Below are 13,141 nucleotides of genomic sequence, written 5' to 3'. Positions count from 1 at the left end.
CGGTTCGAGGCAGACCATCTCGCGTCGGGGTGGGGATGTGAAGGACGCTTCTCGCTCAGTGGTACGGGTCACACTCCGGGTCAGTGCACGACGGTTCCGCCGTCCGCGATGATCACCTGCCCGGTGATGTAGCTGCCGGCATCGGACGTGAGGAGCAGTGCGGGACCGACCATCTCGTCGGGCTCGGCGATCCGCTTCTGCAGCGATATCGTGCGCATCGCCTCGATGGCCTCGGGCGGATTGTTGCGGACCATGTCGGTGTCGACGGATCCGGGGGCGAGCGCATTGACCCGGATCCCGCGGGGCGCGAAGTCCGCCGCCATCGACCGGGTGAACGACAGCAGGGCGCTCTTGGCACCCGCGTACATCGCGACGCCCGGCGAGAACATGAACGCGCCCACCGAGATCACGTTGAGGACGGCCGCGTGCGGGCTGGCCTCGAGGTGCGGCAGTGCGGCCTGGGTGAGGAACACCGGGCCGCGCAGGTTGACGTCGTAGGACTTGGTCCACGCGTCGGGCGTGAACGCTCCCAGCGGCTGCGTGAGCGGGTTCGCGGCCGCGTTGACGAGGATGTCGATCCCTCCGAAGGTGTCGACCGAACGATCGACCAGCGTCGAGAGGTCGTCCAGTTCGCCGAGATGGGTGGGCACCCCGAGTGCGTTGCCGCCCATGTCCTTCAGATGCTGTACGGCGCGCGCGCACGCCTCCGCCTTGCGGCTGGCCACCACCACGTTCGCGCCCGCGGCCACGTAGGCCTCGGCGAGGACGAGCCCGATGCCGCGGGTGCCACCGGTGACGACGGCGGTACGGCCGGTGAGGTCGAAGAGGCGATTCAGTTTGTCGCGATTCACGGTCGGTCTCCTGTGTCCACCCAGGCGGGCTGTCTGCGTTCGATGAATGCGGCTGCGGCCTCGGCGAACTCGCCGCCGGTGCCGGCCAGGATCTGGGTGCGGTTCTCGAGTGCGATCGCCGCGTCGACGCTGCCCGCCGACGAGTTCGCGGCGAGGACCTGCTTGGTCATGGACAGGGCGAACGGGCTGTGGTTGCAGAGCGTCCGCGCGAGTTCGAGGGCCGCGTCGAGCAGTTCGTCGTCGGGCGCGATGCGCGTGACGAATCCGATGCGCTCGGCCTCCGTGGCGTCGAACTCCCGTGCCGTGGTGATCAGTTCGGTGGCACGTCCCGCGCCTATCAGCCGTGGCAGCGTGTAGCTGATGCCGATGTCGCAGCCGGAGACTCCGACCTTGACGAACTGCACCCCGAAGCGCGCCGACGCCCCGGCGATCCGCAGGTCGCACGCCGCGGCCAGAGCCAGACCGCCACCGAAGGCGGGCCCGTTGACCGCCGCGATCACCGTCTGCGGGAGCCGTTGCAGACGGGGGACCAGCGAGGCGATGTACTCCTGGGTGCGCATCCCGGCCGCGGGTCCGGTGAGTCCGGCTGCGGTGGGCGCCACGTGCGTCGAGTCCTTGAGGTCCAGGCCGGCGCTGAAGCCGCGTCCCGCCCCGGTGAGGATCACGACGCGGCACGAGTTGTCGTACTCGAGCTCGGTGAGCGCGGCGTGCAGTTCCTCGACGAGGGCGTAGCTGAGCGCGTTGAGCCGCTCGGGGCGGTTGAGGGTGAGCACCGTGACGGCCGGGTTGGGCCGGGAAACGTCGATCAAAGGCATTCGGGCTCCGCTTCGTTCGGACCGGACGTGAGGTGTCCGACTATTACCCTTACACGACGTAAGATTATTTGTCAGTAGATCCGGTGGAGGAGTGTCGAGTGGGCGAGACAGGTGCGGGGCGGGGTCGTCCCCGCGACCGCGAGCGGCATCGTGCGGTGCTCGCCGCCGCCACCGAGTTGCTGATCGACGACGGCTACGAGGCGCTCACCCTCGCGGCGGTGGCCCGGCGGGCCGGCGTCGGGCGGCCGCTGCTCTACCAGTGGTGGGGCTCCAAGGCGGCACTGGTGCAGGAGGTGCTGTTCCGTGCCGAACCGCTCTCGGCGCGTGCGGTTCCCGCCGACGCGACCTTCGCGGAGACGTTCACCGCCATGGTGCGGGACATGGTGGCGCTGCACGCCCTGCCCCAGTACCGCCGGGGGCTGCCCGGACTCATCGGAGACATGGTCGCCGACCCGGCGTTGCAGGAGGCCGCCGAACGCCGGTTCATCGAGCCGGTACGGGCCCGGTACGTCGAGGTGTTCCGTCGCGCAATCGATTCCGGAGAGGTACGCGCCGACGTGGACGGCGGTGCGGTGCTCGACACCCTGCGCGGAGCCGTCACGATGCTGATCCTCACGCGGCCGTCGTGGAGCGAGGCCGACCTCGTCGAGTACCTGGTTCGGCTGGTACTGGACGGGGTGCGCCCAACCTAGGCCCTGTCCGGTTGCCCGATAGGGTGTAACGCGCGAACCGGACACCGGAAGCACCCGGCGAGGTGACCGATCGCGCTACACGACCAAGCCTGAGGGGGAGTCATGCCCACGCTCGCGATGCTGTTCCAGGACCGACTCGACGCCGATGTCACCGAAGGAGCCCTGGCTGCGCAACTGCAGCTGGACTGGCCCGACGTCGACTTCTCCGGGCTGGCCGTCGGCGGGGACGAGTCCGCCGACCGTGATGCGCCGATGTGTCTCGACCTGGACGGCAAGATGATCGCGTTGCTGACGGTCCCGTCCCCGGCGGGTGACGACGTCGCCGAGATCGTCGAGCACAGCCGCCTGTGGCCGAACGAGGTACCCGCGCCGGCGGACTACTCGGCACACACGATTGTCACTGTCCTCGGCCGAGGGGACGGACACGAGGACGCGATCGCGGACGCCGTGTTGTTGTCCCGCGTCGTTGCGTCGATCATCGCGCTCACCGACACCGTTCGCGCTGTGTACTTCGGCAGTGCCGATCACGTCGTCCTGCCGGCGTTGTTCCGCGATCTCATGCTGGACACGCTGCCCGAGCCGTCGTTGCTTGCATGGGTCGCGATCAACATCGGTGAGCGCCCGGACGGCGTGATGACCGGCCACACACGGGGTCTCGACATGCTCGGCCTCCCGGACGTCGAAATCCCGGAGACCCCCGAGTCCGCCGAGGACACCTTCGACCGCCTCACGAGCATCGCCTCGTACCTTGTCGAGCAAGGACCCGTCATCAACGACGGCGACACGATCGGCACCACCGAAGCCGCCGAGATCGTCGTCGACCACTCCCCGAGCGCCTTCGACCCCGACCGGACCGTCCTCCGCCTGAAGTTCGATGCCGACCGGAGCAAACGCAAGCGGGGGTGGTTCAGCCGTCGACGCTGACTTCGCACGGTGCTGTCCGGGCGTCGGGACGATCGCAGTCCGAGGTCAGCCCTTCGACGACTTGCGCCGCCGCGTGGTGAGCATCCCCACGAGCCACCCGATCGCGAAGATGACGAGCAGCGTCAACCACAGCGGCGCCGTCACCGAGATGAAGAACAGCGAGATCGATACGTCGTGCCGATTCTGGGCGACGAAGATGATCGCGAGGACGGCGAGCGCGAGCGCGGCCCACTGGGTCGGTGATACGCGGGTCAGGATCGAATCGGACTTCTGGGTGGTCATCGCCCGAGACTAACTCTCGCCCCTCGGAATTCCGATCAGATCCCGGCTGCGGCCGACACTGTGTCGTGCACCCATCGCTCGTACCGTTCGGGCGACCAGTCGCTGTCGAAGACCATTCGCGTGTAGGTCTCCGGGCTGAGCAGGACCAGTGCCACGTCGACGGCCTTGCCGGCGAGTGCCTCCATGAGGTGCTGCTGGACCGTGCGCCGCTGCTCGAGGCTGGTGCGCCACAGTTCGGCGACCTCGGCCCATTCGCGTTCGAGTGTCGCCACCGGTTCGTCGTCGCCGCGTACCCGGTGGTGGTGGTCGGCGCCCGCTTCGACGATCCCGACGGCGGCCGGGTCCGCAACTACACCCGGCCCCGCGCGATTCCGGTGCCGCCGGAGGTGTCCGCCGACTATCGACGATGCACGGGTAGCGCTGGCGCACTTGCAGTGCGGTGACACCGCATCCGCAGCGCGATAATTCGATTGCGGCACCACCGACGGGAACCTAGGGTTCACGACATCCGGCACACGGCCGGTCCCTGCGCTGGTGAAAGTGGTGAATTATGCCCCGGACAACCGCCGAGTACCTTCACGCTCCCGTGAACTGCTCAGGCCGGTGATCCGACGACGACATCGGGTCTTCCGTCCGGTGTGAGCTTCTCGCGGGATCGACATGCTCGGCAATCGCTGCCGTTCAATCGATCTCACGGAGGAGAATCCGCGTGTCCCATCGAGGCACACCAATTTCACATCTCTCGACCTTCACCTGCATCCGCTGCGGACTCGCCGTGTCCCGGGCGACGCCGGACGCGGGCCCGCGCACGCACTGTCCGAACTGCCTGGCGGGCAAGCACGGCTCGACCGCCGAGCAGCGCTGCGGTTCGCGGACCCACCCGATCGCCATCGCCGTGCTCCGCGACGGTGACTGGATGCTGATCCATCGCTGCACCGGTTGCGACCGGTTGTCGGCCAGCCCGGTGGCCGGCGACGACAACCAGTTGCTGCTGGTGCGGATCGCGGTGAAACCCTTGGCGCAGCCGCCGTTCCCGCTCGAGCACCTCGCCCAGTTGTAGCGCGGGGAGGAGTTCGAATGGCACGCAGGAACATCGGAGCCGGACGACGGCAACGCGGCAAGCCGGTGCACAGGGACGGCCCGGCGCGGCGCGGCTCGTCGTTCCGGTGCGTCGGGTGCGGGCTGGACGTGCCGATGCGCGCGCCCGGCACCGCTCATCGCAACCATTGTCCGCACTGTCTGTGCAGTCGGCACGTGGACCGGACCGTACCCGGCGACCGCGCGTCGTCGTGTCGGGGCCGGATGGACCCCATCTCGATCACCGTGCGTGACGGTGGCGAATGGGTGATCATCCACCGCTGTGCCGGCTGCGGGTGGATCGGTTCGAACCGGTCGGCCGGGGACGACAGTTCGCTGGCGTTGGTACGGATCGCGGTTCGTCCGATCGCGCGCAGCGGACTGCTCTTCGGTCACGAACGCTGACGCTCTGACTCGATTGCCGTGCAGAATCCGCCCGATAGGGGCAATGTGGACGGCAAGCGCAGCGCGGCGTCGAAACGGAAACGCCTGCTCGGACTGTCCGGGTGGGCGTTTCCGCCCTTCCGCGTTGCAGAAGGGAGTGCCCGGTTTGGATTTCCAGACCTTGTGGGATTTCGTGTTCGAGCGGCGCCAGCAGCTGCTCACGGACTCGTACCTCCACGTCAGTGCCGTCGTCCAGTCGGTGGTCATCGCCGGGATCATCGCGGTCCTGATCGGGATTGCCGTCTACCGGAGTCCCATCGGGTCGGCGGTCGCGACGGGTTTGGCGAGCACGATCCTGACGTTGCCGTCGTTCGCCCTGTTGGGCCTGCTCATCCCGATTCTCGGGCTGGGCGTCGCGCCCACGGTGACGGCTCTGGTGCTGTACGCGCTGCTGCCGATCATCCGCAACACGATCATCGGCCTCGCGTCGGTCGATCCCGCGATCACCGACGCGGCCCGCGGGGTGGGGATGAACCGGTTGCGCGTCCTGGGCCGGATCGAACTGCCGCTGGCCTGGCCGTCGATCCTGGCCGGCATCCGGGTCAGCACCCAGATGCTGATGGGCATCCTCGCGATCGCGGCCTACGCCAAGGGCCCGGGCCTGGGAAACCTGATCTTCTCCGGGTTGTCCCGCGTCGGCAGCCCCACCGCGGTGCCGCAGGCGCTCACCGGAACCGTGCTCATCGTCATTCTCGCGCTCGTTCTCGACGGACTGTTGGTCCTCGTCGGGCGCCTCACCACCTCCAGGGGGATCCGTGACTGAACTGCTACCCGCCGAAGAACAGACCGGCAAGGGCGTCGAGATCGTGCTCGACGACGTCGTCAAGCAGTACCCCGGGCAGGGCGTTGCCGCCGTCGACGGGGTGTCGATGACCATTCCCGCCGGCGAGATCGTCGTGTTCGTGGGGCCGTCGGGCTGCGGGAAGACCACCACGATGCGGATGATCAACCGGCTCATCGAGCCGACGTCGGGCACCATCACGATCGCCGGCCGCGACACCCATTCGATCGATCCGGACCGGCTGCGGCGGGGGATCGGCTACTCGATCCAGCAGGCCGGGCTGTTCCCGCATCTCACGGTGGCCAAGAACGTGGCCACCGTCCCGGGCCTGGTCGGGTGGGACAGGAAGCGCATCGCCGAGCGCACCGACGAGATGCTCGACCTGGTGGGCCTCGATCCCGATACCTATCGGGACCGGTTCCCGCGCCAGCTCTCCGGCGGTCAGCAGCAACGTGTCGGGGTGGCCCGGGCCCTGGCCGCCGACCCTCCGGTGCTGCTGATGGACGAGCCGTTCGGGGCCGTGGATCCGATCACGCGCGGGCTGTTGCAGGACGAGCTGATGCGCCTGCAGTCCGAGCTCGGCAAGACCATCGTGTTCGTCACCCACGACTTCAACGAGGCGGTCAAGCTCGGCGATCGGATTGCCGTGCTGGGCAGTCAGTCCCACATCATGCAGTACGACACTCCCGAGGCGATCCTGGCGAATCCCGCCAACGACATGGTCGCCGGGTTCGTGGGGGCGGACGCCTCGCTCAAGCAGCTCACGCTCACCCGGGTCCGGGACGTCGAGATGACGGACTGTCCCACCGCGTACCGGGACGGCTCCGTGGCCGACCTGCGCCGGGCGCTCGCGCAACAGGACGCCCACTGGGGGCTGATCCTGGACCACCGCGACCGACCGCTGCGATGGGTGTCCCCGGCGCAGCTCGCGTCGGCGGCGTCGTTGCAGGACATCGGCGAACCGGTGGGCGAGCTGGTGTCGGTGCAGTCGACGCTGCAGGACGCGCTCGAGGCGCTGCTGGTGCAGAGCAGCGCGTCGGCGGCGGTCACCGGCCGGCGCGGCGAGTTCGTCGGGCTCATCACGATCGACACCCTGGTGCAGGCGCTGCAGGAGATGCGCGAGGAACACGCCGACGATCATGTCGACGCCCAGAACAGCACTGCCGGCGCGGCGGAGGACTCGTCGAAATGACCACGCAGACACCGGCTGCCGCGCAACGCGCCGAACGGGCCAGGCTCCTGGTCCAGCCGCTGCTCGTGCTCCTGCTGGTGGGGGGCGTGCTGGGGTGGGCCTTCACCCGCGATCTCACTGCCACCCAGCAGGCGAGCATCAGCATCGGCAACATCGCGACCCTCACGTGGCAGCACGTGCTCATCACCGTCGTGGTGGTCCTGATCGTGCTGGCGCTCGCGGTGCCGCTCGGTACCCTCGTGACCCGCCCCGGATTCACCAAGCTGGCACCGGTATTCGTGGGAATCGCCAACATCGGTGCGTCCGCCCCGGCGATCGGCCTGCTGGTGCTGTTCTACCTCGCGACGCGGACGACGGGGTTCTGGATCGGCGTGCTGCCCATCGCGTTCTACTCGCTGCTTCCGGTGCTGCGGAACACGATTCTCGGCTATCAGGAGGTGGACCCGGCCCTCGTCGACGCCGGACGCGGACAGGGGATGTCGGCGCTCGCGGTGCTGCGGCGGGTGGAGTTCCCGTTGGCGGTGCCGTACATCCTGGCCGGGCTGCGGACGTCGCTGGTCCTCGCCGTCGGTACGGCGACGCTCTGCTTCCTGGTGAGCGCGGGTGGTCTCGGCATCCTCATCGACACGGGATACAAGTTGCGCGACAACGTGACCCTCGTCGTCGGTGCGGTGCTGGCCGTCGCGCTGGCGCTGCTGGTCGACTGGCTCGGTGCCCTCGCCGAGACGTACCTCGGGCCGAAGGGGCTGCGCTGACATGACGGTGATTCGACGCGTCCTGGCCGGTACCGCGGTGGTGCTCGCCACCACCCTGCTCGCGTCGTGCGGCCTGGAATCCGGTGGCGCCCTGCCGCTGAAGGTCGGCCCGGCGAGCATCCAGCCGGTGCCCGAGCTCGACGGTGCCCGGATCACGGTCGGCTCCAAGGACTTCACCGAGCAGATCATTCTCGGCTACATGATCGAGTTCGCGCTGTCCGCCGCCGGTGCCGATGTCCGCGACCTCACGAACATCCAGGGGTCCAACAGCACCCGTGACGCGCAGTTGGCCGGGCAGATCGACGTGAGCTACGAGTACACCGGCACCGGGTGGATCAACTACCTCGGTCACGAGCAGCCGATCCCGGATTCGCAGGCGCAGTTCGAGGCCGTCCGGGACGAGGACCTCGCGCGCAACGGCATGGTGTGGACCGACCCGGCGCCGATGAACAACACCTACGCGCTGGCCACCAGTAGGGCCACGGCGGAGCAGACCGGCGTGCGCACGCTGTCGGACTACGCCGCTCTGGTGCAACGCGATCCGGCCGCGGCGGCGACGTGCGTCGAGACCGAGTTCAACGTCCGTCAGGACGGCTTCCCCGGTATGGCGGCGGCGTACGGGTTCGATCCGGCCCGCGCGGAGAAGCGCATCCTGCAGACCGGCATCATCTATCAGGCCACCGCCGACGGCAGCCAGTGCAAGTTCGGCGAGGTGTTCACCACCGACGGCCGAATCGCGGCCCTCGACCTCGTGGTGCTCGAGGACGACCGGCAGTTCTTCCCGAAGTACAACCCGGCGCTGACGATGCGGGCGGACTTCGCCGAGCAGTACCCGGAGGTGGCCGAGGTGATGGCGCCGATCTCGGCGGTGCTCACCAACGAGGCGATCACCGAACTCAATCGTCAGGTGGACGTCGACGGCAAGGATCCGGCGGCCGTGGCCCGGCAGTGGCTGGTGGACCAGGGGTTCGTGACGGCGGAGGACTGACCCGTCTGTCAGCGGGCTCCGGAACGGCCCTGGTCCACCAGTTCGCGCACGCGTGGGAACACCTCACCCGCCAGGTACCGCAGGGACGGCTCGTCGGTGGGCCCGCTGAGGACGAACGTGTCGAAGCCGTGATCGAGCGCGAGCGAGGACAGTGCGCGGGGGAGGTTCTCGACGTCCCGGACGTCGATTCCGTCGCCGATGTTGAGGACGCGTCGGATGCGCGACGGGTCGCGGCCCGCGGCGGTGGCCGCGTCGTCGATCGCCGCACTGGCCGAGGCGATCCCGTCGGCGTCGATGTAGCCGAGCGACGGCAGCCAGCCGTCGCCCATCTCCCCGATCAGGCGGAGCATGCGCGGCTTGTAGCCGCCGATCCAGATGCCGATCGGGTGCGCGGGAACGGGCCCGGGGTGGACGCCGTTCACGGAGTAGAACTCGCCGTCGAACCGGATCGATCGCTCGCCGCTCCACATCAGACGGATCACCGATACCGCCTCCCGGAGGGCCTGCACCGACTCCCCGGGCGAGCGTCGCTCGCCGCCCATCGCCGCGATCGCGTCCCAGAAGGCGCCGGCGCCGAGTCCGAGTTCGACGCGGCCGTCGCTGAGGAGATCGAGGCTCGCGGCGGCCTTCGCGAGCACCGCGGGCGGGCGCAGCGGCAGGCTGGCGACGTCCGGGAACACCGCGAGCTTCTCGGTGCGAGCGGCAATGGCGGACAACAGGGTCCACGCATCGAGGAAACTCTTCTGATATGGGTGGTCCTGGATGCCGACGAGGTCGAAGCCGGCTTCGTCCAGCACGGCGGCGGTGTCGAGTGCCGCTCGCGGAGCGTGGGCATCGGGGACGAGAAAGTAGCCGAATCGGATGGTGTGGCCGTAGTCGGGCACAGCAGGCTCCTTCGTCTGGTGACGATCCTCTTCTCACGATAGGTGCCGAGGCGCTGGTCCGAGCACCGAAAGAATCGACAACCCGGGGTTGACGACACGCAATCGTCAACCTACGGTTGTCGTATGACTGATCCGACGCGCATGTCGAACCCCGTGCGGCTCGACGATCTCATCGAAGCCATCAAGAAGGTGCACACCGATGCACTCGAACAGCTGACCGACGCGGTCCTCGCCGCCGAGCACCTCGACGAGGTGGCCGACCACCTGATCGGCCACTTCGTGGACCAGGCCCGACGCTCGGGCGCGTCCTGGACCGACATCGGCCGCAGCATGGGGGTGACCAAGCAGGCCGCGCAGAAGCGGTTCGTGCCGAAGGGCCCCGAGGAGCCCGCCGACCTCGATGCCAGTCAGGGCTTCAGCAGGTACACCCCCCGCGCCCGCAACGTCGTCATGGCGGCGCAGAACGAGGCGCGGGCCGCGGGCAACGACCAGATCACCCCGGAGCACCTGGTGCTCGGCCTGCTGGCGGACCCCGAGGCGATCGCGGTGAAAGTGCTCGCCGCCCAGGGCTTTACTCCCGAATCCGTTCGGCAGGCAGCCACCGCGGTCCTGCCGGAGGGCGTCGACGAGTTGCCCGAGCTCATTCCCTTCGACGCCGGCGCGCGCAAGGCCCTCGAACTCACGTTCCGGGAGGCACTGCGGCTGGGGCACAACTACATCGGCACCGAGCACCTGCTCCTCGCGCTGCTCGAACTCGAGGACGGCGCCGGCGTGCTCGCCGAATTGGGAGTGGACAAGGCGGCGGCCGACGCATTCATCGTCGCGACCCTGTCCCAGTTCCTCGCGGCACGCGACGACGCGGGGGCGTGACGCGGCGCCATCGGGGCTCGGTACGGGGTGCCCGGTAACGGTGCAGCGGTCGCGGGTGCCGCGCCGGCCCTGGCGCAGACATCGGCGGCGTCCGGGTCGGCGCTGTCGAGTGGGCAGGGGGCGGCACTGCCGCCGACGCTGGCCACGCTGCAAGCGGCGTTCGACGCGAACGTCCCGATCTTCGAGGACACGGGACAAGCCGCCTTCCCGGGACGTGGACCCACACCGGTGCCGAGTACGGGTACGGAACCCCGCCCATCGGGTTCGCCCTGTACGTACCCGACGCGCTCGCTACGGGCTCGGGTGGCTCCTTCGGATCGGGGGGGTCCTAGCCCCACGCCGCGGATCGGTTCCGGTGCAGTGGGTTCCGTCGCTCACTGCGCGAACCGCAGGATCGCGGCCGCAGGTACCTCGTCGGGCACGTCGCCCGAGCGGACGGCGAGGACCTTCGCGCCCGTGAGCAGTGCCCGCCGGGCGATCTCGTCCACCACGCCGTACTCGTGGTTGCCGTTCAGCTCGGCCAGTTCGACGGTTCCGCTGTCCGGGTCGATCGTGCCGGGGACGATGCCCTCGATGTCGACCAGCAGCGTCTCGATTCGGCCGAACGTCGCGGAGCGGGCCACGTCGGAGATCTCGACCTGGGCCCGGCCCTTCGAGCGCAGGTCGTCGAACTGTTTGCGGGTGTCCGCGAGTTGCTGGGCGTAGTGACCGTCGAGGACCGTGCGAGTGGTCCGGGCGATCTGCTCGTCGCTCATTTCTTCCGGATTGCCCTGAATGCCCTCGTCGAGCAGCTGGTGGTAATTGTTCACCGAACGGTAGATCGAGGCCGTCGGTTCGGCGGCGGCCAGGATCAGGGGAGTGTCCCGTCCCGTCAGCACGCTGCGCAGTTCGTGGTCGATCGCGCGGGCGTACTCGCGCACGCGCAGCTTTCGTCCCTCTTCGCCCTGCACCCGCCCCGGCGCGCGGTCGGGCGCCGCCCGCCCGCTCCCGGCACCCCCGGCGGATCCTCCCCGACCGTGCACGCGGCCGCCGGTCGTCCTGCCGAGTGACGGCACGCCGGCGTAGCTCGCAGCGTCCTTGGGCAGACCCGGCACGTCGATCTTTGCCGGCGGCTGATCGGCCGTGACCTCGATCAATCGGACGGATCCCTCGGCGAGGGCCAGTACGAACGCGGTCTGCGGGAAGGTCACCGTCCGCAGCAGCGGCTTGATGTAGAAGCGGTCGCTGACGATGGCACACGCTCCGAGTCGGTTGGGCAGTCGGTAGCGCCGCACCCTGTCCGTCGTGGCGAGCACGACGAGCGTCCGCGCCTGATACCACCAGAAAGCCTCGTCCTCGATCAGGTCGTCGAATGCTTGCTCGAATGCCACCCGTTCCTTGTGGTCTTCGACTTGCTCGAGCGCGGACTTGACCTGGTTCGTGAACTCGATACGACTCTTGCCCGGCTCTTGGATGTCGTCCTCGGTGGGCGTGTAGATCGAGATGCAGGTGTGGCCCTCCACCCCGGCGAGCCGGCGAACCTCGGCATGACTCGGAATATCGCTGTAGAGCATTCCTCGACCTCCCGGTAGTTGGTCGCTTTTCAGACTACCCAGCGCGGTCACGTCGCGGCAGTGCTTTGCGGACGGCGCGGTTCCCGCTCTGGAAAGGGCCCGTTGCCCGCTCCGTGGAAGAGACTCTGGACCGGACGGGCGTCCTATCGGTAATGATCTGGGGCAGTAGAGACTTGGAGGAGATATGGGGCAACTCGAAGGGCGGACCGCATTCGTGACCGGCGCCGCGCGGGGCCAGGGCCGCGCGCACGCTCTCGCGCTCGCCGCGGAGGGCGCGGACGTTTTCGGCATCGACATCTGCGCCGACGTCGCGACGGTGCCGTACCCGCTGGCCGCCGTCGCGGACCTCGACGAGACGCGGCGGCTGGTGGAGCAGCACGGCGTGCGCTGCCGAACCGCAGTCGTGGACGTGCGCGAGCGCGCGGCGGTGGACGCGGCCGTCGCGACCGCGATCGCGGAGTTCGGCAAGATCGACATCTGCGTCGCGAACGCCGGTGTGTGCGCGTTCGCGAAGACGTGGGACCTGACGGACGACATGTGGGACGCCGTCGTCGACACCAACCTCACCGGCGTGTTCAAGACGCTGCGTGCGGTGGCCCCGCACATGATCGAACGGGGTTACGGACGCATCGTCGCGACGTCGTCGATGGGCGGGCGCGCCGGCATCCCGAACCTCGCCCACTACGTGTCCGCGAAGTGGGGCGTGATCGGCCTCGTGAAGACGCTCGCGCTCGAACTCGCCCGATACGGGATCACCGTCAACGCCGTCTGTCCGGGCTCGGTCGACACCCCGATGGTTCACAACGAGGCCTTCTACGGGCTGTTCGCCCCGGATGTCGAGAATCCGACGCGGGAGACCGTCGAGTCCCGGTACGCCGGTATCACCCCGATGCGCGTGCCGTGGGTGGCGCCGGAGGACATCGCGCACGCGGTGCTGTACCTGGTCTCGGAACAGGCGCGGTACGTCACCGGCACGTCGCTCGACGTCAGTGCGGGCAGCTCGGCGCTGATGCCCTGACCTCCCGCTCGTCGG

Annotated in this window: 16 protein-coding genes; 10 read left to right on the top strand and 6 right to left on the bottom strand. The window is 68.8% G+C overall.

All coding sequences use genetic code 11. From position 1 onward, the window contains the following. Positions 1 to 80 precede the first annotated feature (80 nt). Together HUN07_RS25035 and HUN07_RS25030 are read right to left on the bottom strand one after the other, a co-directional pair. Positions 81 to 851, bottom strand: coding sequence for an SDR family NAD(P)-dependent oxidoreductase (locus HUN07_RS25035; RefSeq protein ID WP_174913804.1), 771 nt, complete (start codon positions 849 to 851; stop codon positions 81 to 83). Next, positions 848 to 1,666 carry an enoyl-CoA hydratase/isomerase family protein gene (locus HUN07_RS25030; RefSeq protein WP_114723915.1) on the bottom strand — a complete coding sequence of 273 codons (819 nt, stop codon included), beginning with the start codon at positions 1,664 to 1,666 and terminating at the stop codon, positions 848 to 850. The genes HUN07_RS25035 and HUN07_RS25030 overlap by 4 nt, the downstream gene beginning before the upstream one ends. Before the next feature lie 98 nt (positions 1,667 to 1,764). Between HUN07_RS25030 and HUN07_RS25025 the strand changes: the two genes are divergently transcribed. Further along, entirely contained in the window at positions 1,765 to 2,358 is a 594-nt protein-coding gene (locus HUN07_RS25025; RefSeq protein ID WP_254622673.1) for a TetR/AcrR family transcriptional regulator, read from the top strand. 102 nt (positions 2,359 to 2,460) lie between these two features. Continuing rightward, positions 2,461 to 3,282 (top strand): DUF4261 domain-containing protein, encoded by an 822-nt coding sequence (locus HUN07_RS25020; protein ID WP_174913801.1) that lies wholly within the window; start codon positions 2,461 to 2,463, stop codon positions 3,280 to 3,282. A gap of 45 nt (positions 3,283 to 3,327) precedes the next feature. Here the strand turns inward: HUN07_RS25020 and HUN07_RS25015 are convergent, their stop codons facing one another. Together HUN07_RS25015 and HUN07_RS25010 are read right to left on the bottom strand one after the other, a co-directional pair. Then, on the bottom strand, positions 3,328 to 3,564 hold the full coding sequence (locus HUN07_RS25015) for a lipopolysaccharide assembly protein LapA domain-containing protein (protein ID WP_114723913.1): 237 nt from the start codon (positions 3,562 to 3,564) through the stop codon (positions 3,328 to 3,330). 35 nt (positions 3,565 to 3,599) lie between these two features. Then, positions 3,600 to 4,046 carry a hypothetical protein gene (locus HUN07_RS25010; RefSeq protein ID WP_174913798.1) on the bottom strand — a complete coding sequence of 149 codons (447 nt, stop codon included), beginning with the start codon at positions 4,044 to 4,046 and terminating at the stop codon, positions 3,600 to 3,602. 227 nt (positions 4,047 to 4,273) lie between these two features. Between HUN07_RS25010 and HUN07_RS25005 the strand changes: the two genes are divergently transcribed. From HUN07_RS25005 to HUN07_RS24980, 6 genes are all read left to right on the top strand, one after another. Further along, the gene (locus tag HUN07_RS25005; protein ID WP_114723912.1) at positions 4,274 to 4,624 is read left to right on the top strand and encodes an RNHCP domain-containing protein; all 351 of its coding nucleotides are present in this window, start codon (positions 4,274 to 4,276) and stop codon (positions 4,622 to 4,624) included. 17 nt (positions 4,625 to 4,641) lie between these two features. After that, positions 4,642 to 5,046, top strand: coding sequence for an RNHCP domain-containing protein (locus tag HUN07_RS25000; RefSeq protein ID WP_174913795.1), 405 nt, complete (start codon positions 4,642 to 4,644; stop codon positions 5,044 to 5,046). A gap of 145 nt (positions 5,047 to 5,191) precedes the next feature. Next, positions 5,192 to 5,848 carry an ABC transporter permease gene (locus HUN07_RS24995; protein WP_114723965.1) on the top strand — a complete coding sequence of 219 codons (657 nt, stop codon included), beginning with the start codon at positions 5,192 to 5,194 and terminating at the stop codon, positions 5,846 to 5,848. Further along, positions 5,841 to 7,058, top strand: a complete 1,218-nt coding sequence (locus HUN07_RS24990) for an ATP-binding cassette domain-containing protein (protein WP_174913793.1) — start codon at positions 5,841 to 5,843, stop codon at positions 7,056 to 7,058. Before HUN07_RS24995 ends, HUN07_RS24990 begins: the two co-directional genes overlap by 8 nt. Beyond that, entirely contained in the window at positions 7,055 to 7,813 is a 759-nt protein-coding gene (locus HUN07_RS24985) for an ABC transporter permease (protein WP_114723909.1), read from the top strand. Before HUN07_RS24990 ends, HUN07_RS24985 begins: the two co-directional genes overlap by 4 nt. A 1-nt stretch (position 7,814) precedes the next feature. Further along, entirely contained in the window at positions 7,815 to 8,801 is a 987-nt protein-coding gene (locus tag HUN07_RS24980) for a glycine betaine ABC transporter substrate-binding protein (RefSeq protein ID WP_174913790.1), read from the top strand. A gap of 8 nt (positions 8,802 to 8,809) precedes the next feature. Here the strand turns inward: HUN07_RS24980 and HUN07_RS24975 are convergent, their stop codons facing one another. Beyond that, a complete protein-coding gene (locus tag HUN07_RS24975) occupies positions 8,810 to 9,685 on the bottom strand; it encodes an LLM class flavin-dependent oxidoreductase (protein ID WP_174913788.1) in 876 nt (291 codons plus the stop codon). Positions 9,686 to 9,808: 123 nt separating this feature from the next. On the opposite strand from HUN07_RS24975, the gene HUN07_RS24970 reads away from it, so the two are divergent. Further along, entirely contained in the window at positions 9,809 to 10,555 is a 747-nt protein-coding gene (locus tag HUN07_RS24970) for a Clp protease N-terminal domain-containing protein (protein ID WP_174913785.1), read from the top strand. Between the two features lie 374 nt (positions 10,556 to 10,929). Here the strand turns inward: HUN07_RS24970 and HUN07_RS24965 are convergent, their stop codons facing one another. Beyond that, positions 10,930 to 12,108 carry a baeRF11 domain-containing protein gene (locus HUN07_RS24965; protein ID WP_114723905.1) on the bottom strand — a complete coding sequence of 393 codons (1,179 nt, stop codon included), beginning with the start codon at positions 12,106 to 12,108 and terminating at the stop codon, positions 10,930 to 10,932. A 184-nt stretch (positions 12,109 to 12,292) separates the two neighbouring features. On the opposite strand from HUN07_RS24965, the gene HUN07_RS24960 reads away from it, so the two are divergent. Continuing rightward, positions 12,293 to 13,126, top strand: coding sequence for a mycofactocin-coupled SDR family oxidoreductase (locus HUN07_RS24960; protein WP_174913782.1), 834 nt, complete (start codon positions 12,293 to 12,295; stop codon positions 13,124 to 13,126). Positions 13,127 to 13,141: the final 15 nt, after the last annotated feature.

Source organism: Rhodococcus sp. W8901 (genome assembly GCF_013348805.1).
Lineage (GTDB): Bacteria > Actinomycetota > Actinomycetes > Mycobacteriales > Mycobacteriaceae > Prescottella.
The sequence above is the reverse complement of the archived record's forward strand: the minus strand, read 5'-3'. Positions and strand labels throughout refer to the sequence as shown.